This is a genomic window from Streptomyces sp. CHD11 (assembly GCF_018638295.1).
Classification (GTDB): domain Bacteria; phylum Actinomycetota; class Actinomycetes; order Streptomycetales; family Streptomycetaceae; genus Streptomyces.
Genome location: NZ_JABTTS010000026.1, coordinates 165,202 through 188,105, shown reverse-complemented (window position 1 = coordinate 188,105; position 22,904 = coordinate 165,202). Strand labels below are relative to the sequence as shown.

19 protein-coding genes and 1 pseudogene are annotated in these 22,904 nt (G+C 72.3%); 12 read left to right on the top strand and 8 right to left on the bottom strand.

Annotated features, from left to right (window positions below; genetic code table 11):
- Positions 1-340 precede the first annotated feature (340 nt).
- On the top strand, positions 341-1,555 hold the full coding sequence (locus HTV45_RS23625) for an MFS transporter (protein WP_215207860.1): 1,215 nt from the start codon (positions 341-343) through the stop codon (positions 1,553-1,555).
- A 143-nt stretch (positions 1,556-1,698) separates the two neighbouring features.
- On the opposite strand, the gene HTV45_RS23620 is transcribed toward HTV45_RS23625, so the two are convergent.
- The 7 genes and pseudogenes from HTV45_RS23620 to HTV45_RS23595 form a co-directional block, all read right to left on the bottom strand.
- On the bottom strand, positions 1,699-2,901 hold the full coding sequence (locus HTV45_RS23620; RefSeq protein ID WP_215207859.1) for an MFS transporter: 1,203 nt from the start codon (positions 2,899-2,901) through the stop codon (positions 1,699-1,701).
- Positions 2,902-2,907: 6 nt separating this feature from the next.
- A complete protein-coding gene (locus HTV45_RS34470; RefSeq protein WP_308309743.1) occupies positions 2,908-3,366 on the bottom strand; it encodes a GNAT family N-acetyltransferase in 459 nt (152 codons plus the stop codon).
- 99 nt (positions 3,367-3,465) lie between these two features.
- A pseudogene (locus tag HTV45_RS23615) lies at positions 3,466-4,614 on the bottom strand (type III PLP-dependent enzyme); the annotation flags it as partial.
- The gene (locus HTV45_RS23610; RefSeq protein ID WP_215207857.1) at positions 4,611-5,924 is read right to left on the bottom strand and encodes a DUF6271 family protein; all 1,314 of its coding nucleotides are present in this window, start codon (positions 5,922-5,924) and stop codon (positions 4,611-4,613) included. The gene HTV45_RS23610 and the pseudogene HTV45_RS23615, both read right to left, overlap by 4 nt.
- 14 nt (positions 5,925-5,938) lie before the next feature.
- Positions 5,939-6,964 (bottom strand): phytanoyl-CoA dioxygenase family protein, encoded by a 1,026-nt coding sequence (locus HTV45_RS23605; protein ID WP_215207856.1) that lies wholly within the window; start codon positions 6,962-6,964, stop codon positions 5,939-5,941.
- Between the two features lie 225 nt (positions 6,965-7,189).
- Positions 7,190-7,411, bottom strand: coding sequence for a hypothetical protein (locus tag HTV45_RS23600; protein WP_215207855.1), 222 nt, complete (start codon positions 7,409-7,411; stop codon positions 7,190-7,192).
- A gap of 160 nt (positions 7,412-7,571) precedes the next feature.
- Positions 7,572-8,351: a GntR family transcriptional regulator gene (locus tag HTV45_RS23595; RefSeq protein WP_215207854.1), complete on the bottom strand. Its 780-nt coding sequence runs from the start codon at positions 8,349-8,351 to the stop codon at positions 7,572-7,574.
- 371 nt (positions 8,352-8,722) lie between these two features.
- Here HTV45_RS23595 and HTV45_RS23590 point away from each other — a divergent pair, with 371 nt between their 5' ends.
- From HTV45_RS23590 to HTV45_RS23575, 4 genes are all read left to right on the top strand, one after another.
- Complete coding sequence (locus HTV45_RS23590; protein ID WP_215207853.1) at positions 8,723-10,000, top strand: extracellular solute-binding protein; 1,278 nt, start codon at positions 8,723-8,725, stop codon at positions 9,998-10,000.
- Positions 10,001-10,100: 100 nt separating this feature from the next.
- On the top strand, positions 10,101-11,087 hold the full coding sequence (locus HTV45_RS23585) for a carbohydrate ABC transporter permease (protein ID WP_215207852.1): 987 nt from the start codon (positions 10,101-10,103) through the stop codon (positions 11,085-11,087).
- Positions 11,084-11,914: a carbohydrate ABC transporter permease gene (locus HTV45_RS23580; protein ID WP_215207851.1), complete on the top strand. Its 831-nt coding sequence runs from the start codon at positions 11,084-11,086 to the stop codon at positions 11,912-11,914. Before HTV45_RS23585 ends, HTV45_RS23580 begins: the two co-directional genes overlap by 4 nt.
- A 9-nt stretch (positions 11,915-11,923) precedes the next feature.
- On the top strand, positions 11,924-13,414 hold the full coding sequence (locus HTV45_RS23575) for a glycoside hydrolase family 3 protein (protein WP_215207850.1): 1,491 nt from the start codon (positions 11,924-11,926) through the stop codon (positions 13,412-13,414).
- A gap of 157 nt (positions 13,415-13,571) precedes the next feature.
- Here HTV45_RS23575 and HTV45_RS23570 read toward each other — a convergent pair whose 3' ends face one another.
- Positions 13,572-13,883 carry a hypothetical protein gene (locus tag HTV45_RS23570; RefSeq protein WP_215207849.1) on the bottom strand — a complete coding sequence of 104 codons (312 nt, stop codon included), beginning with the start codon at positions 13,881-13,883 and terminating at the stop codon, positions 13,572-13,574.
- 497 nt (positions 13,884-14,380) lie between these two features.
- On the opposite strand from HTV45_RS23570, the gene HTV45_RS23565 reads away from it, so the two are divergent.
- The 7 genes from HTV45_RS23565 to HTV45_RS23535 all read left to right on the top strand — a co-directional run bounded on the left by HTV45_RS23565 (position 14,381) and on the right by HTV45_RS23535 (position 22,822).
- Positions 14,381-14,776 (top strand): cell division protein SepF, encoded by a 396-nt coding sequence (locus HTV45_RS23565; protein ID WP_215207848.1) that lies wholly within the window; start codon positions 14,381-14,383, stop codon positions 14,774-14,776.
- A gap of 474 nt (positions 14,777-15,250) precedes the next feature.
- Positions 15,251-16,363 carry an ATP-binding protein gene (locus tag HTV45_RS23560; RefSeq protein WP_251692643.1) on the top strand — a complete coding sequence of 371 codons (1,113 nt, stop codon included), beginning with the start codon at positions 15,251-15,253 and terminating at the stop codon, positions 16,361-16,363.
- On the top strand, positions 16,356-16,727 hold the full coding sequence (locus tag HTV45_RS23555) for a nucleotide pyrophosphohydrolase (RefSeq protein ID WP_215207846.1): 372 nt from the start codon (positions 16,356-16,358) through the stop codon (positions 16,725-16,727). The genes HTV45_RS23560 and HTV45_RS23555 overlap by 8 nt, the downstream gene beginning before the upstream one ends.
- A 189-nt stretch (positions 16,728-16,916) precedes the next feature.
- Positions 16,917-17,387, top strand: a complete 471-nt coding sequence (locus tag HTV45_RS23550) for a DUF6099 family protein (protein ID WP_215207845.1) — start codon at positions 16,917-16,919, stop codon at positions 17,385-17,387.
- 300 nt (positions 17,388-17,687) lie between these two features.
- Complete coding sequence (locus tag HTV45_RS23545; RefSeq protein ID WP_215207844.1) at positions 17,688-18,611, top strand: LLM class F420-dependent oxidoreductase; 924 nt, start codon at positions 17,688-17,690, stop codon at positions 18,609-18,611.
- A gap of 165 nt (positions 18,612-18,776) precedes the next feature.
- Entirely contained in the window at positions 18,777-20,240 is a 1,464-nt protein-coding gene (locus HTV45_RS23540; protein ID WP_215207843.1) for a 3' terminal RNA ribose 2'-O-methyltransferase Hen1, read from the top strand.
- A complete protein-coding gene (locus HTV45_RS23535; protein ID WP_215207842.1) occupies positions 20,237-22,822 on the top strand; it encodes a polynucleotide kinase-phosphatase in 2,586 nt (861 codons plus the stop codon). Before HTV45_RS23540 ends, HTV45_RS23535 begins: the two co-directional genes overlap by 4 nt.
- Positions 22,823-22,904 lie beyond the last annotated feature (82 nt).

Genomic DNA, 22,904 nt, shown 5'->3' with positions numbered 1-22,904 from the left:
CCCCCCCCCCCCCCCCCCCGGTCCGTATCCCGGAACGCACGCGCGTGCGGCGGCGGACCGGGAGCGGGCACCCGCCCCGCCGCTGCCCGCCGCCCGCTGCCCGCCGTCCGCTGCCCGCTGCCCGCCGTCCGCCGTCCGCCGCCCGTGGCCAGGGCGCCGGCGTCACCGTCGGACGTCGAGATCCCGGATGCCCTCCTCCCGGCCCGCCGCCGTCCCCCGCTCCCGCCCACTCCGTCCGCAGGGCCGTCCGGCACCGTGCCGCAGAAGGCCCGGCGAGCAGGGATGTACGTTCGCACATTCAGAATGTACGAACGTACGCTCTCGCCTGTAGGCTCCCCGCATGACTGTCGACGTACTGCGTGAGCCCACCCGGGCCGACCGGCGGGCCCGCGCGGCCGTGGCGGTGCTGTTCCTGACCAACGGCGCCCTGTTCGCCAACCTGCTGCCGCGCTACCCGCAGATCAAGGACGATCTGGGGATCGGGAACGCCGCGTACGGACTGGCCGTCGCCGCGTTCCCGACGGGCGCCATCGTCGCCGGCCTGGCGGCGGGGGTGCTGGTCCGCCGGCTGGGGTCGGCACGCGTCGCCGTGCTCGGCACCCTGCTGACGGGCGTGGGAGTGCTGGCGGCCGGACTGGCCGGCTCGGTGGCGCTGTTCGCTGCGGCGCTCTTCCTGGCCGGGGCCATGGACGCGATCACGGACGTCGGGCAGAACGCCCACGGTCTGCGGGTGCAGCGCCGGTACGGACGCAGCATCATCAACTCCTTCCACGCCATCTGGTCCATCGGCGCCGTCACGGGCGGCGCCATGGCCGCCGGAGCCATCGCGCTCGGCCTGTCACGGGGGCAGCACCTGCTCATCTCGGGTGTGCTGTTCGGCGCCGCCGCCTGTGTCGCGCTGCGCTACTGCCTGCCCGGACCCGACACGGAACCGGCCGCGGAGGAGGGGAACGGCACGGACCCGCACCCGCGGCAGCCGGGCAAGCAGGGGACGGGGTCCAGGCGCACGGTGTACGTGCTCGCCGCTCTCGTGCTCATCGCCACCGCCGGCACGCTCGTCGAGGACGCCGGCAACTCCTGGGCCACGCTGTATCTGTCCGACTCCCTGGACGCGTCGGTGACGCTGGCCGCCTGCGGCTTCATCGCCCTGGTCGGCGCGCAGTTCATCGGCCGCCTGATCGGCGACCGGCTCGTGGACCGGTTCGGGCAGCGGCAGGTGGCCAGGACGGGCGGGTTCATCGTGGCGGCCGGCATGGGCCTGGCGCTGGCCGTGCCCACGGTCCCGGGCACGGTCCTCGGCTTCGCCGCCGCCGGGTTCGGTGTGGCGACCCTCGTACCGGCGGCGATGCAGGAAGCCGACGAACTGCCGGGCCTCAGGCCGGGGTCGGGCCTCACCATCGTCTCCTGGCTGATGCGCCTGGGCTTCCTCTGCTCCCCGCCCGTCGTCGGCCTCGTCGCCGACGCCACCAGTCTGCGCGCGGGCCTGCTCGTGGTGCCGCTCGCCGGACTCCTCGTCATCACCCTCGCCCCGGTCCTGCGGTCCCGGCGGATCTGAACGCCCGGGACCTGCGGTCGGAAACGGTTCCGCGCAATCCGCGGGGAGCTGTGCCGTCGAGCCCCGATCGGCGGCCGTCGTCCGGGGCGGGTGAACCGGTTGTCCGCAGCACGCCCGGCCGACCGGTCGGCCCCGGCGGGTGGTCAGTGCGGTACGGCCTCGGACTCGGCTCCGGCCGTCCGGTCCTTCCAGGTGACCCATCGTGAGCACACCGCCACCAGCACCGCCGAGGCCGCGACCACCGCCATGCCGACCGTCAGGTCCGTGGCACCGGCGACGAAGCCGATCAGCGCCGGGCCCGCGAGGAGGCCGGTGGTGCCCATCGCGGCGACCAGGGCGAGGGCGCCCGGCCCCTCGGCCGCGGCGGCCACGTAGAGGCAGGGGGTCACGGTCGCCATGCCCAGGCCGACACAGGCGAAGCCGATGAGCGCCGGCCAGGTGCCGCCGGTCAGCAGGGCGAGGGCGAGGCCGGTGCCCGCCAGCACGCTGCCCGCCCGTACCAGCAGCGCGTCGCCCCACCGGCTCCGCCAGCCGTCGCCCAGCAGGCGGGCCAGCACCATCATCACCGAGAAGAAGGCGATGCCCAGCGGCGCCAGCCGCCCCGACGCGCCCGTCTCCTCCGTCAGGTAGAGCGCGGACCAGTCGTTCATGGCGCCCTCGGTGACCGTCCCGAAGACCATGGCGCAGCCCAGCCAGAGTGCCGCGCGCGAGGCGCCGGCCAGGCTTCCCAGGCGCTTCTTCCCGTCCTTCGCCGGCTGCTTCCCGGGCGCGCGGTCCCTGCTCTCGGCGAGGACCCGGGGCCTGGAGGCGGCCAGCAGCAGGAGCAGCAGCGCCGCCGCCACCGCGAAGTGCGCGGTCACGGAGTGCGTGACGGCGTTCGTCCCCGAGGCGAGCAGCGCGCCGCCGAACGCCCCGCCGCTGAACGTCGCGTGCAGCTGGGCCATCGCGCCCCGGCCGTAGTGCTCCTCCAGGGCGGCGCCGCGCGCGTTCATGGCGACGTTGAGGCAGCCGACCGCCACCCCGTCGACGAAGACCACCGCCAGGGCCAGCGGGTAGCTGCCGGCCGCGGCCAGCGCCGGCAGCACCGACACCAGCACCAGGGCGGACCACACCGCCAGTCCGCGTGAGCCCAGCCGCCGCATCAGCGGCGCGACCAGCGGGAAGGACACCGCCGCCCCGACCCCGCAGATCATCAGGAGCAGTCCCAGCTGGGTCTCGTCCATCCCGAAACGGGACTTGAGAGCGGGCAGCCGGGAGGCCCAGGTGGCGTACTGGAAGCCGAGGAAGCAGAACAGCGCGGCGGTGGCCAGCTGGTCACGGCGGAAATCGCCGAGGGTGGGCAGCATCAGTGGTCAGGACCCCTCTTCAGAGCCGCCGGAGCGGTGGTACGGGACCGGGCAGGACATGTAGACGGCGCCGTCGCCGTAACTCCCGTGGAGCTCGGCCCCCGGGTCGGGCCGGTAACCGTGTCCGGCCCAGAAACGCTCCGTCCCGCCGACGGCGATCAGCGAGATCCGCTCGTACGACAAGCGCCCGGCGGTCTCCGCGAGATGCCGCACCAGCCGGCTGCCCAGCCCCCGGCCGCGGAGGTCGTCCGCGATCACGAGGTCGTGCAGATGCAGATTGCGCGAGTCGAACGTCCGCTCCTCCGGCCGGGCCAGATCGGGATAGCGGTAGCGCGGATAGGGCAGAGCGAGTACATAGCCCGCGACGCGCTCACCCGTCTCCAGGACGAAGCAGGTCGCCGGGGACGCCCGGCCCCGCGAGCGCAGCGCCTCGACGCCCTCGGACAGGGCGGCCGACGCGTACACCCCGGCCTCCAGGGCGGCTATCCGCGGCCAGTCGTCGGCGCCGACGGTACGGATGCGCGCGTCCGGCCCCTCCGGTGCGTCCCCGCCGACGCAGACGCGGGGCAGCGGGCCGAAGCCGTTGAAGCCCTCGGTCGTGTAGCTGGCGGCGTACGCTCCGGCCGACAGCACCCAGACCGGGTCGCCCGACGCGACGTCCCTCGGTACCCGTACCCGACGGTGTTCGTGGGCGTAGGCGTCGTCGCTGTCGCAGGTGGGACCCGCGACGACGGCCGGCACCAGGGCCGCGTCGGTCACGTCCGGGTGGGTCGGGAAGACCAGCGGGTACTGGACCGCGTCCATCTCGTACAGACCGTTGAACTTGCCGCAGCTCAGATACAGCCAGTGCTCGTGCTCCCCGTCCGGCTGAAGGCGGGAGGTCAGCCGGGAGACATGGGCCCTGATCGCGCCGTGGTCGGCGACCAGATGGCGGCCCGGTTCCACCCGGAAGTCCAGCGGGCGGGGGGACAGTTCCGCCAGCCGTTCCATGCCCTCGCGCAGGACGGCGAAGATCTTGTCCAGCGGGGGGTCCAGCCGTTCGCCCCGGCGGTCGACGTAGCCGAGTGCCGGCAGACCCCCGCCCAGGTTGACGTGGTCCGGCACGATCCCCCGGCGGTGCAGGGCGGTGAGCACCTCGGCGAGGGTCGCGAACGCCTGTTGCCACGCCTCGGCGGTCATCTGCTGGGAACCGACGTGCACCGACAGCCCGGCGGGGACGAGCCCCGCGTCCCGGGCGGCCTCCAGCACCCGCACGGCGTCGTCCGCCGCGCACCCGAACTTCCGGCTCAGCCCCCACAGCGCGCCCTCACCCGTGGTCGCCAGCCGGCAGAACACCCGGGAGCCCGGCGCGTGTCCGGCGAGCGCCGCCACGTCCTCGGCGCTGTCCGTGGCGAAGTCCCGCACGCCGAGCCCGTACGCCTGCGCGATGTTCCGGTCCGACTTGACCGTGTTGCCGTAGTGGACACGGTGCGCGGGCACTCCGGTCGCCAGTGCGTGGACGATCTCCCGGGGGCTCGCCGCGTCGAAGCCGGCGCCCCGGTCCGCCAGACACGCCAGGACCTCCCGCACCGGACAGGCCTTCATGGCGAACCGTATGTCGGCGCCGGGCAGTTCCCGGGCCAGCGCGTCGTACCGGCCGGCGATCCCGTCCAGGTCGTAGACGAGCGCGTCCTCGGCGGCGGTCGCGAGAGCGCCGCGCAGCGCACCGTTCACCGGGGAACGCTCCGCACCTCGAGGTCCCCGCTCGCCCGCACCAGGGCCTCCCAGGACTCGATCAGCAGCACGAAGTCCTCGGTGTCGCGCGCGGCCTCGTCCAGCAGTCGCTGCCGCTGGTCCGCGATCCCCCGCGCGAACTCGGCGTACTGTCCGCCCAGCCGCTCGTACACCGCCTCGACCGTGTCCAGCCGCCGCTCGTTCTCCGCGCGGTCCAGGGTCACGCTCTCGGCGAGGAAGGCGGCGAACGGCGCCGGGTCCAGCCGCCCGCCGTCGTCCAGCAGTTCCCCGCCCGCCTCGGCCATCCGGTCGTAGACGTGATGGAGATAGAGCATCGACAGCAGGAACTTCACGAACCGGGTCTGGTACGCCAGGAATCCGGCGTGGGTACGGCGCTCCCCGGTGTAGTAGTTCTCGATGTGCCGGTTGTGCAGCACACCGGGCAGGGCGGCGTCGTACACGGCGTGGATGAGGAAGTAGTCGCTGCCGATGGTCGCGGTGGCGGGCGGCAGCGGCAGCCGCTCGTACACGTCCCGGGTGAACGCGATGTTGGACATGTCGACACGCATCGGATCGACCAGCGTCAGCGTCGAGTGGTCGCCCGTGAAGGGCAGCACTCCGGCGCCCTTGAAGGACTCCTCGGCCAGGCCCCGTCGCTGGTCGTCCGTCCAGTGGGCCGGGGCCCACAGGCCGACCACCTGCTCGTAGGCCTCCTTGTCGAGTTCCTGGATGCCGCCGATGTCGACGGAGAGTTCACCGATGAAGGAGGCACCGACCATCGAGACGGGCCGGTCGGCGATCCCGGGGTCGAGCGTCACCTCCGACACCCCGGCGAAGGCGTCCGAGGCGCGTCGGCCCAGGGACGCCAGCTCGTGGTGGACGGGGAAGACGGGTTCGCCCTCGAACAGCTGGTAGCGGCAGTCGGAGTCCCGCCGGTGCAGCGAGCTGCAGCCCAGTGCCGCCGCGATCAGGAACGCGCGGTTGGTGCAGGCGCCGTAGGAGACCGCGTCCGGGAGCATGAGGTCGAGCAGCCGCTCCGGCGCGGGGAGCGCGGCCCGTCCGATCGCGGAGCGGAGGAAGTGGCGTTGGGCCGGTTCGTCGAGGTGGTGCACGGCCACGCGCGGCGAACCGGGGAGCGCGGTGACCGTCCGGGCGTGTGCCGCCCGGGTCGCCGCGTCGGAGGAGTCGAGGATCAGCAGACGCACCTCGACGTCGAAGTGCCGTACGGCGTAGGCGGCTTCGGCGGCCATGGCGGTGATGGTCGCGGAGCACTCCCGGTTGGTCGGGAGCGCCAGGCATATCCGGTCCATGTCGGTTCCCCGCCTCATCGCGTGTGCTCGTGCCATGTGTCGAGACCCAGCAGCATGCGGCCCAGCTCGTCGAGTTCGGCCGGCCCGTAGCGCAGGGACTCGTGCTTCACGGCGTCGCCGAGCAGGGTCGCGTTCCAGTCGGGTGTGCTCAGCGTGCGCCAGGACTCCACCCGGGAGCGGCGCAGTTCGCCGTGTTCCTCCAGGGCGGGCATCATCGACAGGTACTGCACCGCGCGCACCCCGTCGGCCGAGGAGTTGCCGGCCACGCCGTGCGCCAGCATGCCGTTGAAGATCAGCAGGTCACCGGCGCTGAGCCGGGGGCGGACCACCGGGAACTCCGTCCGGTCGGTGCCGGGCCGGATCGGGTCCCGGTCGGCCGGCTGCCCGACCCGCCACTCGTCGAACCGGCGGAAGAGCTCCGGCGAACACTGGAACCCGCCCTGGTCGTCCTCCGTGTCGGTGAGCGCGATGATGCCCTGCACCCGCTGCGGGAGAACGCTCGCCGTGCTGTCCACGTCCCAGTGCAGCTCGATGTCGAAGCCCTCGTCGGTGGGATCGATCAGTGAGCGCGAACGGTTGCGCACATTGGGCGGGTTGAGGTTCAGGCGGTCCAGGGTGACCCACAGCTCCTCGCAGTCCCAGACGTCCACGAAGGCGTCGTAGACCCGCCGGGTCTGCCGGCTGTCCCAGATCAGCTGGTGGTGGTAGGCCTCGACGAAGCCGTAGACGAACAGGTCCCGGTCGAGGTCCGAGCGGAAGGTGCGCTCCCGGTACCAGGTGTCGGGGCGCTGCGGGTCGAGGTCCTGGAACTCCCAGGCGAACTCCAGCAGCAGCTTGGCAGCGTCGGGGGAGACCGCCTCCGGGACCACCACGTAGCCGTGGTTCTGCCAGGACGCGAACTGCTCCTCGGTGAGCACCCGCAGGGGCAGGTCCTTCTTCAGATGCCTCAGCTGCGTCTCGGCGAGGTAGGCCTCACCATCGGCGCTGAAGTAGGGGCGCTCGGAGGCGGCGCGGTGTAAACGGCGGTGGTTCGTCGTCATGCGGTACTCCGGAACTCTGGATCACTTGCGGCATGCGGCATGCGGCATGCGGCATGCGGCATGCGGCATGCGGCATGCGGACAGCGGGAACGACGGGAACGACGGGAACGGCGGGAACGGCGAGAAGTGGGGGAAGTGCGAGAAGGGGGCTGAAGGGAGAAGAGAAGAACGGAAGGGGCAGGGCGGAGAGCGGAGGGGCGCGAAGGAGGTGGTGTCGTGACCGGTCTACGACACCCCGGTGCGGCCGAGCGCACGGTTCGTCCCGCCGTGGTGGACGGTGTGGCGGGCGACCCGCCCGGTGACATCGATGTCGTCGAGCGGGCCGAGCGGGCTGTGAGAGGGAGACGTGTCCCGTGCCGGTTTCGTGTACCCGGCCGGGTACCGGTGTCCCTCCGGTGTCACGCGGTGCGCCCACCGCGGCGGACGCGGGTGGCTGTGCTGGGCCATACGGGATCTCCGTGCGGGCTGTGCACGCGGCGGATCCGCAGGGAATGCGCCACGCGCGGTTCAGACCACTGGATGTTGGACTGGACCAATGGGCTCTGTCAAGGAAGGTACTTCTTACCTACCGTTCAAATAACCGGCGTTGAGCATGAACCGCCCCCGGTCAGGAGCCGGACGGGCCGGGTCCTGGACGGGTCAGTGTCGTCGTGAACTTGTAGCGCGAGCCGCGGTACACCGACCGGACCCACTCCACCGGCGTGCCCGACTCGTCCCGTGAGTGGCGGGACAGCAGCAGCATGGGCAGCCCCACGTCCGTACCGAGCAGTCCCGCCTCCCGCGGGGTCGCCGGTGAGGTCTCGATCGTCTCGTCGGCCTCCGCCGGCCGCACCCCGTACACCTCGGCGAGGGTGGTGTAGAGCGAGGTGTAGCGGGAGAGGTTGCGGCGCAGGTCGGGGAAGCGCCGCGCGGACAGATGGGTCGCCTCGATCGCCATCGGCTCGCCCCCGGCGAGCCGCAGCCGCTCGATGCGCAGCACCCTGTCCTCCGGCTCCACCTCCAGCAGGGCCGCCAGCTCCTCGTCGGCGCCGATGTAGCCGATCTCCAGGACCTGTGAGGCGGGGTTGAGCCCCTGGGCCCGCATGTCCTCGGTGTACGAGGTCAGCTGGAGCGTCCGGTAGACCTTCGGCCGGGCCACGAAAGTGCCCTTGCCCTGGATCCGGTCGAGCCGGCCCTCGCTCACCAGCTCCTGCAGGGCCTTGCGGATCGTGGTGCGCGAGGTGCGGAACTCGACGGCGAGCAGGCGCTCGGCCGGCATCGGGGCGCCGGGTGCGCGCTCGTCCGTCATCTGCAGCAACCGCTGCTTGATGCGGTAATACTTCGGAACGCGACCGATACGGCCCGGCGCCCCCGTTCCGGCCTGGGCGCTGCTGACGTCCGTGGTCATGACCTGCCTTCCGGCTGCGGTGTCCGGCGCGCGGACGGCAGGTGCCGACCGCGGTGCACGTCGGCGGACGGCCGGGTTCGGCGCCGCACGCTCGGCGATCCCGTTATAACGGTGAGTTCTCGCTTTGGTCTAGTCCAACCCTCAAGCCGTCCCTGTTTGAGGTGAGTTCTGCCGTCGTCCGGGAGTGTCCGAGCTGTTATCCGGGCAGGAGTTCGCGACCCTTGACAGGGCCATAGGTCTAGGCCAAGCTCCCCCTTGCTGGTCTAAACCATTTAGAGGAAGCCGGGTCCCAGCCCGCCGAGCCGTTGCGCCGTTGTGGGGTCACCGCCGAGGGCGTGGGTGTGGAAGGCATTCCTGAGGAGGGGTGGCGCGTGAAGCGCAAGCTGATAGCCGCGATCGGGGTCGCGGGCATGTTGTTCTCCGTCGCTGCGTGTGGCGGCGACAGTGGTGACGGCGACAAGAAGGCAGGCGCGGACGGTTACGCCGGCGAGACGCTCACCGTGTGGGTGATGGACGGCTCGTCGCCGGACCAGTGGCAGAAGGACCTCACCGCCGAGTTCGAGAAGAAGACCAAGGCGAAGGTCAAGTTCGAGGTCCAGCAGTGGAACGGCATCCAGCAGAAGCTGACCACGTCGCTGTCCGAGGAGAACCCGCCGGACGTCTTCGAGATCGGTAACACCCAGACCCCGGCCTACGCGAAGACCGGCGGCCTCGCCGACCTCGCCGACCTGAAGACCGAGATCGGCGCGGAGTGGACCGAGTCGCTCAACGAGTCGTCCGTCTTCGAGGGCAAGCAGTACGCGGCGCCCTGGTACTTCGCCAACCGCGTCGTCCTCTACAACAAGAAGGTCTGGGCGGACGCCGGTCTCAAGGACACGCCCAAGACCCGCGACGAGTTCTACACCGCGCTCAAGACGATCGGTGACAAGACCGACGCCGAGCCGATCTACCTGCCCGGCCAGAACTGGTACCACTTCGTCGGCCTGGTGATCGGCGAGGGCGGCGAACTGGTCAGGAAGGACGGCGACACCTACGTCTCCAACCTCGACGACCCGAAGGTCGCCGCCGCCGCGGAGACCTACAAGAAGTTCCAGGCGCTGTCCGAGGCGCCCAAGGACAAGGACGAGGCCACCCCGCAGCAGGGTGAGGTCTTCGCCGACGGCAAGGTCGGCGCGTTCATCGGCATGGGCTGGGAAGCCGGCATCGCGATCGAGGCCAACCCGAAGATCGAGAAGGACATCGGCTACTTCACCATCCCCGGCGCCACCGCCGACAAGCCCGAGGGCGTCTTCCTCGGCGGCTCCAACCTCGCCGTCGCCGCGGGCAGCAAGAAGCAGGAACTCGCCAAGGAGTTCCTGCGGATCGCCCTCTCCGACAAGTTCGAGGGCCAGCTGGCCAAGCTCAACGGCGTCATCCCCAACAAGGAGTCGCTGCAGAGCAACCTGAAGGGCAACGCCCCGGCCGAGGCCGCCGCGCCGGCCGCCGCCGTCGGTGGCACCACGCCGCTGATCCCGGAGTGGGCCGCCGTGGAGAACGACCCCAACCCGATCAAGACGTACCTGACCGCCGTCCTGAACGGCAAGTCCCCGGCCGAGGCCGCCAAGCAGGTCGAGGGCGAGTTCAACAAGCGCCTGTCGCAGCAGCAGTAGTCGAAGCGAGCGCACGGAGCGGGGGGGGGGGGGGGGGGGGGCCGGCCACTCGCCGGCCCCCGCCCCGGCGTCGAGTATGTCGAGAAGAGAGATCGCGAGCATGACCGTGCAGACCGAACGGCCGCCCTCCGGCCCGGCGGACGTCCGCAAGGCGGACGACGGGGGACCCGGCGGGCCGACACCGAGAGCGGCGTCGCGCCTCGGCGCACTCGCCCCGTACCTGTTGCTGCTGCCCGCCTGTGCGGCCTCCGTGCTCCTGCTCGGCTGGCCGCTGCTCAAGGACGTGCTGCTGTCGTTCCAGAACCTCAATATGACGCAGCTGATCCAGCGCGCCACCGAATGGAACGGTTTCGACAACTACCAGGCGGCCCTCACCAGTGAGGACTTCTGGCGGGTCACCCTCCGCTCGATCCTCTTCACGGCGGCCAACGTCGTCCTGATCATGGTGCTGGGCACACTGGTCGGGCTGCTGCTCGCCCGCCTCGGCAAGTGGATGCGGTTCACCCTGCTGCTGGGCCTGGTGCTCGCCTGGGCCATGCCGATCGTGGCCGCCACCACCGTCTACCAGTGGCTGTTCGCGCAGCGCTTCGGCGTCGTCAACTGGGTCCTGGACAAGCTCGGCTGGCACTCCATGGCCGACTACAGCTGGACCAGCAGCCAGATGTCGACCTTCTTCGTCATCACCGTACTGATCGTGTGGATGTCCATCCCGTTCGTCGCGATCAACCTCTACGCCGCGACCACCACGATCCCGAAGGAACTCTACGAGGCCGCCTCCCTCGACGGCGCCGGCGCCTGGCGCGGCTTCACCGCGGTCACCCTGCCGTTCCTGCGGCCGTTCCTCTACGCCACCACGTTCCTGGAGATCATCTGGGTCTTCAAGGCGTTCGTGCAGGTCTACCTCATCAACCAGGGCGGCCCCGACCGGCTCACCGAGATCCTGCCCGTCTACGCCTACGTCGAGGGTGTCGGCAACCAGCACTACGGCATGGGCGCGGCGATCGCCGTCCTGACCATCGCGATCCTGCTCGGCCTGACCGCCTACTACCTGCGGATCGTGCTCAAGCAAGAGGAGGACGAGCTGTGAAGCGCTCGCTCTTCGGCCGCCTGTGGCCCAACGCCACGGCCGTCGTCCTGTTCATCGGCTTCGTCTTCCCCGTGTACTGGATGTTCAACACGGCCCTCAAGCCGACCGGCGACATCCTCTCGGAGGACCCGGTCTGGTTCCCGACCGACCTCACCTTCGAACACTTCAAGACCGCGACCGACGTCGACCACTTCTGGACCTACGTCACCAACTCGCTGACGGTCACCATCCTGGCCGTGGTCTTCTCACTGCTGATCGCGCTGGCCGGTTCCTTCGCCCTGGCGCGGATGCGCTTCAAGGGGCGGCGCGGCTTCATCGTCGGATTCATGCTGGCCCAGATGGCGCCCTGGGAAGTCATGATCATCGCGATGTACATGATCGTGCGGGACGCGTCCATGCTGAACAGCCTCGTACCGCTGACGCTCTTCTACATGATGATGATCCTGCCCTTCACCATCCTGACGCTGCGCGGCTTCGTCGCCGCCGTACCCAAGGAGCTGGAGGAGTCGGCGATGGTCGACGGCTGCACCCGGGGCCAGGCGTTCCGCCGGATCATCCTGCCGCTCCTCGCCCCGGGCCTGATGGCCACCTCGCTGTTCGGGTTCATCACCGCCTGGAACGAGTTCGCCCTCGTCCTGGTGCTCAACAAGGACGCCGAGGCGCAGACGCTGCCCCTGTGGCTGTCCAGTTTCCAGAGCCAGTTCGGCAACGACTGGGGCGCGACCATGGCCGCCTCGTCGCTCTTCGCCATTCCGATCCTGATCCTCTTCGTCTACCTGCAGCGCAAGGCCGTCAGCGGCCTGACCGCGGGCGCCGTGAAGGGATAACGCCACCCGATGACGACATTCACCACCGGCACCGACACCCTCACCCGGGACGCGCTGGCCGTACTGCAGCCCGGTTTCGCCGGCACCACCGCGCCCGACTGGATACGCCGCAGGCTCGGCGAGGGCCTCGCCTCCGTCGCCCTCTTCGGCCGCAACGTGACCACCGCCGAGCAGGTCACCGCCCTCACCGCGCAGCTGCGGGCCGAGCGGGACGACCTGCTGGTGGCCATCGACGAGGAGAGCGGCGACGTCACCCGCCTGGAGGTCCGCACCGGTTCCTCCTTCCCCGGCAACCACGCACTCGGCGCGGTCGACGACACCGGCCTGACCCGGGGCGTCGCCCGCGAACTGGGCCGCCGGCTCGCCGAGTGCGGGGTCAACTTCAACTGGGCCCCGTCCGCCGACGTCAACGCCAACGCGGACAACCCGGTGATCGGCGTGCGCTCCTTCGGCGGGGACACCGCCCTGGTCGCACGGCACACCGCCGCGTACGTGGAAGGGCTGCAGTCCACCGGCGTCGCGGCCTGCACCAAGCACTTCCCCGGCCACGGCGACACCAGCGTCGACTCCCATCACGCGGTCCCGCACATCGACCTCGACGCCACGACACTGCACGAGCGTGAACTGCAGCCGTTCCGGGCGGCGATCGCGGCCGGCACCCGGGCCGTCATGAGCGCCCACATCCGGGTACCGGTCCTCGACCCGGACCGCCCGGCCACGCTCTCCCGGCGCATCCTCACCGATCTGCTGCGCGGCGAACTCGGCTACCAGGGGCTGATCGTCACCGACGGCATGGAGATGCGCGCCATCTCCGGCACCTACGGCCTCGAGCACGGGGTCGTCCTCGCCATCGCCGCCGGCGCCGACGCCATCTGCGTGGGCGGCGGACTGTGCGACGAGGGCACGGTGCAGGGCCTCCAGGACGCTCTGGTGCACGCCGTACGCTCCGGCGAACTCCCGGAGGAACGCCTCGCCGACGCCGCCGCCCGGGTGCGCGCCCTGGCCGAGTGGACCGCCGGCGTACGACGGTCCCCGGGGGCCACGGCCGACCCCGAACCGGAGATCGGCCTCACGGCGGCCCGCCGCGCGGTGACCGTCACCCGCGCCCCCGGCTCCACGCCGGTCACCGGTCCGGTGTACGTCGCCACCTTCAACCCCGCCCCCAACATCGCCGTGGGCGACGAGACCCCGTGGGGCGTCGGGGCGGAGCTGGAGCGGCTGCTGCCCGGCACCGTCACCGGCCACTTCACCGGCCCCGACGCCGGTGACGTGGCCCTGAGGGCCGCTGCCGGCCGGCGCGTCGTCGCCGTGGTCCGCGACGAGCACCGCCACCCGTGGATGCGCACCGCCCTGGACACGCTGATCACCGCCGCCCCGGACACCGTGGTGGTGGAGATGGGCGTACCGCAGTCCGCCCCGCGCGGCGCCCTGCACATCGCCACCCACGGCGCGGCACGCGTCTGCGGTGTGGCGGCGGCGGAGACCGTCGCGGCAGGCTGACCCGCTCCGGCGCGGGCGCCGGGGCGGGGCGATCCGCCCCGGCGCACCAGGACTCCGGACCACCGGAGTGTCCGCCGCCGCGCTGCACAGAGCCGCGCATGGTGTGGGGCGCTCCTGGGGACGGGCGCGGCGGATGATCGGCTGCCGGACTGCCGGTTCATCGGCCGGTCTGCCTGTCGGCCTGGCGGACCGCCGGGCCGCCGGACCGTGGGGCGGACGGGCCGCAGTCCGCCCCGCCCGCGCGGTGCGCGTCCGCGGGTTCCAGCGGGCGGCCCGCCGCCGCGGATCCGGCGCTCAGGCGCGGATCACGGATGCCGAGGGTGTCGAAGAAGTCACGGGCGCCGGGCGCCGCGTCCAGCGCGGCCCGCGGATCGCCGGGGACGGTCGCCCTGCTCTGGCTCGCGTACGCCGCCTCCCCGTGGCCGTCCGCCCGCGCCCTCTCCACCTCCCGCAGACCCGGCGGCAGCATGCGCCCCTGTTGGGTCAGGTCGAGAGCCTGCTTCCGGTTGACCGCCGAACCCAGTGCGGCGGGGTAGCCGATCCCGGCGGTCCCCGGAGCTCTTGCGAGGAATCCTCAGCCAGACCCCGCCGTGTCCTCGTGATGCTCCTTCAGCCACGTCTCCCAGTCCTCCCGCGTCTCGAAGGCACGCACCGGCCCCACCACACCGTCCACCTCACCAGCCGTACGCCCGTGCAACCCGCCCGATCGACCCGGGGCGACGCGGAAGTCCCGCCCGGGAGTCGGACGCGGGCGCCGGGTCGGGCCGGGGAGAACAGCCCGGCCTCGACCACCGCGCACCGGGTACCCGATGGGTGCTCGGGGCGCGGGTCGGGGAAGAGCGTGCTGCCCGGCGAGCGTGCATGATGCACGCGGTGCGATGGCGGACCGTGTCGCTATTGGGCCGAACAGGTGACCATGAGTAAGAATTGGCCGATGCAGACAGCCAGCGCGACAGGGGACGGAGCATGCCGGTGAGCAGCCACGATGTCACCGACGAACAGTGGGAGGGGCTCGCCCAGGTCGTTCCGCTCAGGGGCCGCGACGCGTGGCCGTCCGCGGTGGGCCATCGCGCCCTGCCCGAGGCTGAGACGGAGGCGCGGCGCCGCTTCGTCGTCCTGCGCGTCAACGTGTTCGCGGACGCCCGCGACGTCGCCGAGACCCTGATGTCCGGGATACCGGTGCTGCTCGATCTGACCAGCGCGGAACCCGATGTCGCCAAACGCGTCCTGGACTTCAGCACGGGCGTCGTCTTCGGCCTGGCCAGCGGGATGCACCGGGTGGACCGCAACGTCTTCCTGCTGACCCCGTCCGGCACGGAGGTCACGGGCCTGATGGAGGGGATGGGCGTTCCCGGCGTCTGACCGGTCCGGCGGGTGCACCGGGGCCGGGGGGCGGGGATACGCAGGGCCCGGCCTGGGGGGCGCATACGGCGCCGGGGGCGCGAGCGGCCACGGCGCCCGCGCCGCCCGATCGTAGGAAGGCCCACCCAGCGGAACGGTTCGCCCCACACCGCATCCCCTACCGTCCCGCACATGACCCCGCACCGGCCCCGCCCGAGCACACCCTCCCCCCACGAAGCCTCACCTCACACCGCAGCCCCACTGCCGACCGTCCCGTCCGCGCCCCAGCCGCCGATCCCGACGGAATCGGTGCCTTCCCCGGCCCTGGCCCCGGGCCCGGCTCCGACCTCGGCCTCGTCGTCTGCCGCCACGCCGACCCCTGCTCCCGCCCCGCCCGTGCCCGTGCCCGGGTCGGGGTCCGGGGCCGGCCGGAGCGTGGGTGGCCCGGGACCCCGGCCCGGGGCGCCGACCGGCGGGGCGGGCCGTCGCCCCGCTCTGCCGCGGGTCACCGAGCTGCTGCTGTCGGCGTTCGCCGGGCACCGCGGCGTCACGCTGCCCTTCGGAGCGCTCACGCTGATCGCCGGGCCCAGCGGGAGCGGCAAGACCAGCGCGCTGCGGGCGTACGAGGCGCTCGCCCGGCTCGGCGGCGGGGCCGAGCTGGGCGAGGCCTTCCCGGAGCCCGGCGCCTGCGTGCCGGAACGGGCCCGCGCCGACGCCCAGCACCGCCGCGGTTTCCGTATCGGCTGCACGGCCGACGGACCCGAGGGGCCGGTGCGGCTGGAGATCGCCGTGCAGGCCGAACCCGGACTGCGCATCGTGGGGGAGCGGCTGACGGCGGACGGGCAGGTGCTGCTGGAGACCGCCCTGCGCGATCCGGGCCGCCGCACCGTACAGGCCGCCTGGTACACGGCCGGCACCTCACCGGTGACCCGCGCCCCGCTGCCCGATGACCGGCTCGGCACCGCACTGCTGCCGCTGCGCGTCGCCGGCAAGACACCCGGGCAGCGCAGGGTGCTCGCCGCCGCCGAGCAGATGGTGGTCGCCCTGCGCTCGGTCTTCCCCTGCGACCCCCGCCCCGACCGGATGCGCCGCCCCGTACCGGCCGGGCCGGGCCGGCTGCTCGGCGGCTGCGACAACCTCGCCGACGTCCTGTGGCGCACCCGCGCCGAGTGCGGACGCCGGCACGCGCTCCTGGTGGAGGCGGTACGCGCCGGCTGCGCCGGTCCCGTCACCGACCTGCGCGCCGAGCCGTACGACGCCGGACGGCTGGTCCGTGCCCTGCTCGACCGGGGCGACGGCACCCGCAGCGAGCTGCGACGGCTCGGCGACGGCGAACTGAGGTACATCGCCCTCGCGCTGGTGCTGCTCACCGGCCCCGGGGTCCTGGAGACCGACGTACCCGGCGAGGTACCCGCCGCGCTCCGCACCCTCACCGTCCTCGCCGACGGCCTGGACCGGGACCTCGACCCCGGACAGCGGGCGCATCTGCTGGGCCTGGCGGCGCGGATGTGCGAGCGCGGACACATCCGCCTGGCCGGAACGGTGAGCGACGCCTCATGGGCCGACGGAGTGACCGGCGCGACAGTGGTACACCTGGACCGTGACTGATCCGTACGACGACACCAAGCGCGAGTCCCTCGACCTCGCCCGACTCCAGCGCCGCCTGGCCGAGTTCGCCGCCGCTCGCGGCTGGCAGCCCTACCACACACCGAAGAACCTCGTGGCCGCACTCAGTGTGGAGGCCTCCGAACTCCAGGAGATCTTCCAGTGGCTGACGCCCGAGGAGTCCGCCCGCGTCATGGACGACCCCGACCGCGCGCACCGGGTCACCGACGAGGTCGCCGACGTCCTCGCCTATCTTCTTCAGCTCTGCGAGGTCCTCGGCGTCGACCCGCTGTCCGCTCTCGCCGCGAAGATCGACCGGAACGAGCACAGGTTCCCGGCCGGAAGGCAGCGGTCGTCCCACACGTAGAGAAGGGGGAACCCGTCAACTCCGTTGTCACTCTCCGTATACGATGATGCGGGCTTGCTCGAATTTGTGTCCACAGATTTCGGTCTTCCTCTGGCTTTTTGTCTCACGCTCCCTCACTCTGGGTAGTGTACAAGGGAGTTCGACGGATGCGGACGCGTGGGCAGCGCGTCGGACAGACGGGGGCAGCGCATGGACGCTGTGCGGCTCATCGTGACGAGCAGAAGGGCACTGGCCGCGGCCGGCGGCGTGCCGGATCTGCTGACCGAGGTGTGGCAGGCGCAGGCCCTGGCACAGGCGATAGGCGGCAGGCTGGCGGTGGTCGGCCCGCCCGAACTGCGCGGCGAGGCCCTGGGGCTGACCGAGCTGGCCGGTCGCGGCTGCGGCGTGCTGAGCACCCCGGGGTTCGGTCCGGGAGAACCGCGCGCGGCCCAGCTCACCGAAGTGGGCGAGGCCCGGCAGTGTCTGATGTGCCTCGGCGGTCTGCTCGGCGAGGTCGGTATCGCCCTGGTGGGCATCGCCTGCTCCGTGAACGACGAGGCGATGTACTGGCAGTGCATGGAGGTCATCGACGCGGCGGACGAGTCCCGGGACCGGGTGCTGGAGATGCTCCGCAGGCTGGCGGACCGGGAAGAGGCGTTACCGGTGCGGGAGGCCGGCTGAGCACCACGGCCTTCCGCACCGTCCGGCGCGACGCCGTCGCCGCGCTTCCGTCTGCCCGGCGACGCGGCAGGACCCGGGAACCGGCACGACGACGCCCCGGCGCACACCCCCGGCAAGGGTGCCGGCCGTTCCGGCTCCGCCCGAGCCGGCGATCTTCACCGTGCCGGTCGCCGGCTGCCCTGACGTACCGCGTCACCGTCCTCCGCCCGGCTTCATCCGACCGTGGCCGCGCCGGGGCACGCCGTACGGTCGGCCGTGGCCGTCCACGCCCGTGAGCGTGCGGGCGTGCAGGATGGAGATATGGATCTCCGTATCTTCACCGAGCCCCAGCAGGGGGCCACCTACGACACCTTGCTCACCGTCGCCAAGGCCACCGAGGACCTCGGCTTCGACGCCTTCTTCCGCTCCGACCACTACCTCGGCATGGGCTCCGGCGACGGCCTGCCCGGCCCCACCGACGCCTGGATCACCCTCGCGGGACTCGCCCGCGAGACCCGGCGCATCCGGCTCGGCACACTGATGACCGCCGGCACCTTCCGCCTCCCCGGCGTGCTCGCCATCCAGGTCGCCCAGGTCGACCAGATGTCCGGTGGCCGCATCGAACTCGGCCTGGGAGCAGGCTGGTTCGAGGAGGAGCACAAGGCGTACGGCATCCCCTTCCCGAAGGAGAGGTTCGCCCGCCTCGAGGAGCAGCTGGAGATCGTCACCGGACTGTGGGCCACCGAGCCCGGCCGGACCTTCGACCACCACGGCACCCACTACGACCTCACCGACTCGCCCGCGCTCCCCAAGCCCGTCCAGGCCAAGGTGCCGGTGCTCATCGGCGGCCACGGCGCGACCCGCACCCCGCGCCTCGCGGCCCGGTACGCGGACGAGTTCAACATGCCCTTCGCCTCCGTCGAGGACACGGCCCGCCAGTTCGGCCGGGTACGCGACGCCGCCCGGGAGGCCGGCCGCGACCCGGGCGACCTCGTCTACTCCAACGCCCTCGTCGTCTGCGTCGGCAAGGACGACCGGGAGGTCGCCCGCCGTGCCGCCGCGATCGGCCGTGAGGTCGACGAGCTCAAGGCCAACGGCCTGGCGGGCTCCCCGGCCGAGGTCGTCGAGAAGATCGGCCGCTACGCCGGGACCGGCTCCCGGCGCATCTACCTCCAGTTCCTCGACCTCTCCGACCTGGACCACCTGGAGCTGATCTCCTCCCAGGTGCAGTCCCAGCTGCCGTAGGGGCGCGCACGGCGAGCCGGACCGCCTCCAGCCGGGGGCGGTCCCCTCGCACTCCGTGGCGCCGAAATTCCGTGCGACCTCGTGACCCCTTCCCTGTACGTTGATCGGACGCGCCGGAGTCCCGGTGTGTACGCAGCTCAGAAGGTGTTTCGAGGTGTAACCACCGTGTTCCTGACGATCAGTACCACCGGCTCCGCCGGACAACCCGCGACCGACCTCGGCTTCCTGTTGCACAAGCATCCCGACAAGGCGCAGGCGTTCTCCACCTCCTACGGCACGGCACACGTCCTCTATCCCGAGGCGGACGCCGAGCGCTGCACGGCGGCGCTGCTGCTGGAGGTGGACGCGGTGGCACTGGTCCGGCGCGGCAAGGGCAAGGGGCGCGGCGGCGCACCCGACGCCGCCCTCGCGCAGTACGTCAACGACCGCCCCTACGCGGCCTCCTCACTGCTCGCCGTCGCGCTGAGCGCCGTCTTCTCCAGCGCGATGCGCGGTGTGTGCACCGCCCGCCCGCAGCTCCCGGCCCAGCCGCGGCCGCTGCACATCGAGGTGCCCGCGCTGCCCGCGCGTGGCGGCCCCGGACTCGTCCGCGGGCTCTTCGAGCCGCTCGGCTGGACGGTCACCGCCGAGCCCGTGCCGCTGGACAGCGAGTTCCCGCAGTGGGGCGACTCCCGTTACCTACGCCTGGTCCTGGACGCGGACACGCTCACCCTCGCCGAGGCACTGCGCCACCTCTACGTACTGCTCCCCGTCCTCGACGACGCCAAGCACTACTGGGTCTCCTCCGACGAGGTCGACAAACTGCTGCGGGCCGGCGAGGGCTGGCTGCCCGGACACCCGGAACAGCGGCTGATCACCAGCCGCTACCTCTCCCGCCGCTGGTCACTCGCCCGGCAGGCGACGGAACGCCTGGAGCTGGTCAGGCTGGCCGAGACGGACGACACCGCCGTCGAGGACGTCGACAACGCCGTCGGGGCGGAGACCGAGCAGGAGGAGAAGCCGACGCCCCTCGCCGTGCGGCGCCGCGAGTCGATCCTCGCCGCGCTCCGCGCCGCCGGTGCCGCCCGGGTGCTCGACCTCGGCTGCGGCCAGGGGCAACTGGTGCAGCAGCTCCTCAAGGACCCGGCGTTCACCGAGATCGTCGGCGTCGACGTGTCGATGCGGGCGCTCACCATCGCCTCCCGGCGGCTGAAGCTGGACCGCATGGGGGAGCGGCAGTCCGCGCGCGTGAACCTCCTCCAGGGTTCCCTCGCCTACACCGACAAGAGGCTGCGGGGCTACGACGCCGCCGTGCTCAGCGAGGTGATCGAGCACCTCGACCTGCCCCGGCTGCCCGCCCTGGAGTACGCGGTGTTCGGCGCCGCCCGCCCCCGCACGGTGCTGGTGACCACCCCCAACGTCGAGTACAACGTGCGCTGGGCGAGCCTGCCGGCCGGTCATGTCCGGCACGGCGACCACCGCTTCGAGTGGACCCGTGAGGAGTTCCGCTCCTGGGCGGAGCAGGTGGCCGGACGCTACGGGTACGGCGTCGCGTTCGAGCCCGTCGGGCCCGACGATCCCGAGGTCGGGCCGCCCACGCAGATGGCCGTGTTCCAGGCCGGGACCCCGAAGGAGGCCAAGGCCGCATGACCACCGACGACACCACCGGCTCCCCCGGTCGGGCCCGCACCCTGCCGGTCACCGACCTCTCCCTCGTCGTGCTGATCGGCGCCTCCGGCTCCGGCAAGTCCACCTTCGCCCGCCGCCACTTCAAGCCCACCGAGGTCATCTCCTCCGACTTCTGCCGCGGCCTGGTCGCCGACGACGAGAACGACCAGAGCGCGTCACGCGACGCCTTCGACGTGCTGCACTACATCGCCGGCAAGCGCCTCGCCGCAGGCCGCCGCACCGTCGTCGACGCCACCAGCGTCCAGCAGGACGCCCGCCGTCAGCTGATCGACCTCGCCAGGCAGCACGACGTCCTGCCCATCGCCATCGTGCTCGACGTGCCCGAGCAGGTGTGCGCCGAGCGCAACGCGGGCCGCACCGACCGCGCGGACATGCCGCGCCGGGTCATCCAGCGCCACACCCGCGAACTCCGCCGCTCCCTGCGCCACCTGGAGCGCGAGGGCTTCCGCAAGGTACATGTGCTGCGCGGCGTGGAGGAGACCGAGCACGCGGTCGTCGTCACCGAGAAGCGGCACAACGACCTCACCCACCTCACCGGCCCCTTCGACATCATCGGCGACATCCACGGCTGCTCCGCCGAACTGGAGTCCCTGCTCGGCAAGCTGGGCTACACCGACGGGGTCCACCCCGAGGGCCGTACCGCCGTCTTCGTCGGCGACCTCGTCGACCGCGGCCCGGACAGCCCCGCGGTACTGCGCCGCGTGATGTCCATGGTGAGGTCGGGCAACGCCCTCTGCGTGCCCGGGAACCACGAGAACAAGTTCGGCCGCCACCTGCGCGGCCGCACCGTCCAGCACACCCACGGACTCGCCGCGACCGTCGCCCAGATGGACGCGGAGAGCGACGAGTTCCGCGCCGAGGTACGGCAGTTCATCGACGGACTCGTCAGCCACTACGTCCTCGACGGGGGCGCACTGGTCGTCTGCCACGCCGGTCTGCCGGAGAAGTACCACGGCCGCACCTCCGGCCGGGTCCGCAGCCACGCCCTGTACGGCGACACCACCGGTGAGACCGACGAGTTCGGCCTGCCGGTGCGCTACCCGTGGGCCGAGGACTACCGCGGCCGGGCTGCCGTCGTCTACGGGCACACCCCCGTCCCGGAGGCCACCTGGCTCAACAACACCATCTGCCTGGACACCGGCGCGGTCTTCGGCGGCAGACTCACCGCGCTGCGCTGGCCCGAGCGCGAACTGGTCGATGTACCGGCCGAGCGGGTCTGGTACGAGCCGGCCCGCCCGCTGCGCACCGATGCGCCGGGCGGCCGTGAGGGGCGCCCGCTGGACCTGGCGGACGTGCACGGACGCCGGACCGTGGAGACCCGGTACGCCGGCCGGGTCTCCGTCCGCGAGGACAACGCGGCCGCGGCCCTCGAGGTCATGAGCCGCTTCGCGATCGACCCGCGCCTGCTGCCGTACCTCCCGCCGACGATGGCACCCACCGCCACCTCCCACCTCGACGGGTACCTGGAGCACCCGGTGGAGGCCTTCGCCCAGTACGAGCGGGACGGCGTCGGCCGGGTGGTGTGCGAGGAGAAGCACATGGGTTCGCGGGCGGTCGCCCTGGTCTGCCGGGACGCGGACGTGGCCGCGGGGCGCTTCGGCGCCGACGGCGGCGTGACCGGCTCGCTGTACACCCGCACCGGGCGCCCCTTCTTCGACGACGCGTCCGTCACGGAGGAGATCCTCGGACGGCTGCGCGCCGCCGTCACCGGGGCCGGCCTCTGGGAGGAACTGGCTGCGTCCGACAGCGCCTCCGGCGCGTGCGACTGGATCCTGCTGGACGCCGAACTGATGCCGTGGTCCCTGAAGGCGTCCGGTCTGCTGCGCTCGCAGTACGCCGCCGTCGGGGCCGCCTCCGGCGCGGTCTTCCCGGGCGCCCTGGCCGCCCTGGAGGGCGCGGCGGCCCGGGGCGTCGAGGTGGGCGAGCTGCTGGCCCGCCAGCGCGAACGCGCCCGCGCCGCCTCGGCGTTCACCGACGCCTACCGCCGCTACTGCTGGACCACGGACGGTCTTGACGGTGTTCACCTGGCGCCGTTCCAGATCCTCGCCGTCCAGGGCCGCAGCCTCGCCGCCCTGCCCCACGACCGGCAGCTCGCCCTGCTCGACCGCATGATCGAGCACGATGCGACGGGCCTGCTCCGGACCACCCGGCGTCTGCACGTCGACACGGCCGACCCCGAGTCGGTGCGGGCCGGCGTCGACTGGTGGCTGGAGATGACCGGACGCGGCGGAGAGGGCATGGTCGTCAAACCGGCCGGCGCCGTGGTCCGTGACGCCTCGGGCCGCCTGGTGCAGCCGGGCATCAAGTGCCGGGGCCGCGAGTACCTGCGGATCATCTACGGGCCCGAGTACACCCGCCCGGAGAACCTGGCCCGGCTGCGCGGCCGCTTCCTCAACCACAAGCGCTCCCTCGCCGTCCGCGAGTACGCGCTCGGCCTGGAAGCCCTGGACCGCCTCGCCGAGGGCGAACCCCTCTGGCGCGTCCACGAGCCGGTCTTCGCCGTCCTGGCACTGGAGTCGGAACCGGTCGACCCGCGGCTGTGACCGCCCCCGCGCGCCGGCTCCCGCGTTCCCGCGCGGGGGCCGACGCCCGGACGGTCGTCGCGGCGACCGGGAAGGGGCGGCG

Coding starts and splice junctions, on each gene's coding strand:
- HTV45_RS23625 (WP_215207860.1), top strand. CDS start 341: ATGACTGTCGACGTACTGCGTGAGCCCACCCGGGCCGACCGGCGGGCC.
- HTV45_RS23620 (WP_215207859.1), bottom strand. CDS start 2,901: ATGCTGCCCACCCTCGGCGATTTCCGCCGTGACCAGCTGGCCACCGCC.
- HTV45_RS23610 (WP_215207857.1), bottom strand. CDS start 5,924: ATGGACCGGATATGCCTGGCGCTCCCGACCAACCGGGAGTGCTCCGCG.
- HTV45_RS23605 (WP_215207856.1), bottom strand. CDS start 6,964: ATGACGACGAACCACCGCCGTTTACACCGCGCCGCCTCCGAGCGCCCC.
- HTV45_RS23600 (WP_215207855.1), bottom strand. CDS start 7,411: ATGGCCCAGCACAGCCACCCGCGTCCGCCGCGGTGGGCGCACCGCGTG.
- HTV45_RS23595 (WP_215207854.1), bottom strand. CDS start 8,351: ATGACCACGGACGTCAGCAGCGCCCAGGCCGGAACGGGGGCGCCGGGC.
- HTV45_RS23585 (WP_215207852.1), top strand. CDS start 10,101: ATGACCGTGCAGACCGAACGGCCGCCCTCCGGCCCGGCGGACGTCCGC.
- HTV45_RS23575 (WP_215207850.1), top strand. CDS start 11,924: ATGACGACATTCACCACCGGCACCGACACCCTCACCCGGGACGCGCTG.
- HTV45_RS23570 (WP_215207849.1), bottom strand. CDS start 13,883: ATGCTGCCGCCGGGTCTGCGGGAGGTGGAGAGGGCGCGGGCGGACGGC.
- HTV45_RS23565 (WP_215207848.1), top strand. CDS start 14,381: ATGCCGGTGAGCAGCCACGATGTCACCGACGAACAGTGGGAGGGGCTC.
- HTV45_RS23550 (WP_215207845.1), top strand. CDS start 16,917: ATGGACGCTGTGCGGCTCATCGTGACGAGCAGAAGGGCACTGGCCGCG.
- HTV45_RS23545 (WP_215207844.1), top strand. CDS start 17,688: ATGGATCTCCGTATCTTCACCGAGCCCCAGCAGGGGGCCACCTACGAC.
- HTV45_RS23535 (WP_215207842.1), top strand. CDS start 20,237: ATGACCACCGACGACACCACCGGCTCCCCCGGTCGGGCCCGCACCCTG.